1 rRNA gene is annotated in these 1,300 nt (G+C 50.5%); it reads left to right on the top strand.

The window, feature by feature from the left end:
- Positions 1-131: 131 nt before the first annotated feature.
- A 23S ribosomal RNA gene (locus tag G3N99_RS40600) occupies positions 132-1,300 on the top strand; the annotation flags it as partial.

The raw sequence follows: 1,300 nt of genomic DNA, 5'->3' as shown, positions 1-1,300 counted from the left end.
AAACTATCCGGGTTGTGATTGTATCGATGTATCTCAAGATGATTCGAACTCTATGTTTGACTCAATTGGAATACGGCACAAATGCGAGAACTCAACCTGTAACGACTGTCGATGAGACAGACTCGTTATAGGGTCAAGCGAACAAGTGCATGTGGTGGATGCCTTGGCGATCACAGGCGATGAAGGACGCGGTAGCCTGCGAAAAGCTACGGGGAGCTGGCAAACAAGCTTTGATCCGTAGATGTCCGAATGGGGAAACCCACTCCTTTTGGAGTATCCATGGCTGAATACATAGGCCATGCGAAGCGAACGCGGTGAACTGAAACATCTAAGTAACCGCAGGAAAAGAAATCAACCGAGATTCCCAAAGTAGTGGCGAGCGAAATGGGATGAGCCTTGCACTCTTTATTTGTATTGTTAGCCGAACGCTCTGGAAAGTGCGGCCATAGCGGGTGATAGCCCTGTAGGCGAAAACAGTATGAAAGAACTAGGTGTGCGACAAGTAGGGCGGGACACGTGAAATCCTGTCTGAAGATGGGGGGACCATCCTCCAAGGCTAAATACTCGTGATCGACCGATAGTGAACCAGTACCGTGAGGGAAAGGCGAAAAGAACCCCGGGAGGGGAGTGAAATAGATCCTGAAACCGCATGCATACAAACAGTCGGAGCCTCGTAAGGGGTGACGGCGTACCTTTTGTATAATGGGTCAGCGACTTACGTTCAGTAGCAAGCTTAACCGTATAGGGCAGGCGTAGCGAAAGCGAGTCCGAATAGGGCGTTCAGTTGCTGGGCGTAGACCCGAAACCAAGTGATCTATCCATGGCCAGGATGAAGGTGCGGTAACACGTACTGGAGGTCCGAACCCACTAACGTTGAAAAGTTAGGGGATGAGCTGTGGATAGGGGTGAAAGGCTAAACAAACTTGGAAATAGCTGGTTCTCTCCGAAAACTATTTAGGTAGTGCCTCGTGTCTCACCTTCGGGGGTAGAGCACTGTCATGGTTGGGGGGTCTATTGCAGATTACCCCGCCATAGCAAACTCCGAATACCGAAGAGTGCAATCACGGGAGACAGACATCGGGTGCTAACGTCCGGTGTCAAGAGGGAAACAACCCAGACCGCCAGCTAAGGTCCCCAAATATAGCTAAGTGGGAAACGAAGTGGGAAGGCTAAAACAGTCAGGAGGTTGGCTTAGAAGCAGCCACCCTTTAAAGAAAGCGTAATAGCTCACTGATCGAGTCGTCCTGCGCGGAAGATGTAACGGGGCTAAGCTATATACCGAAGCTGCGGATGCGTGCTT

Source organism: Burkholderia sp. Ac-20392, assembly GCF_017104585.1.
In the GTDB taxonomy this organism is placed as follows: domain Bacteria; phylum Pseudomonadota; class Gammaproteobacteria; order Burkholderiales; family Burkholderiaceae; genus Burkholderia; species Burkholderia lata.
The sequence above is the reverse complement of the archived record's forward strand: the minus strand, read 5'-3'. Positions and strand labels throughout refer to the sequence as shown.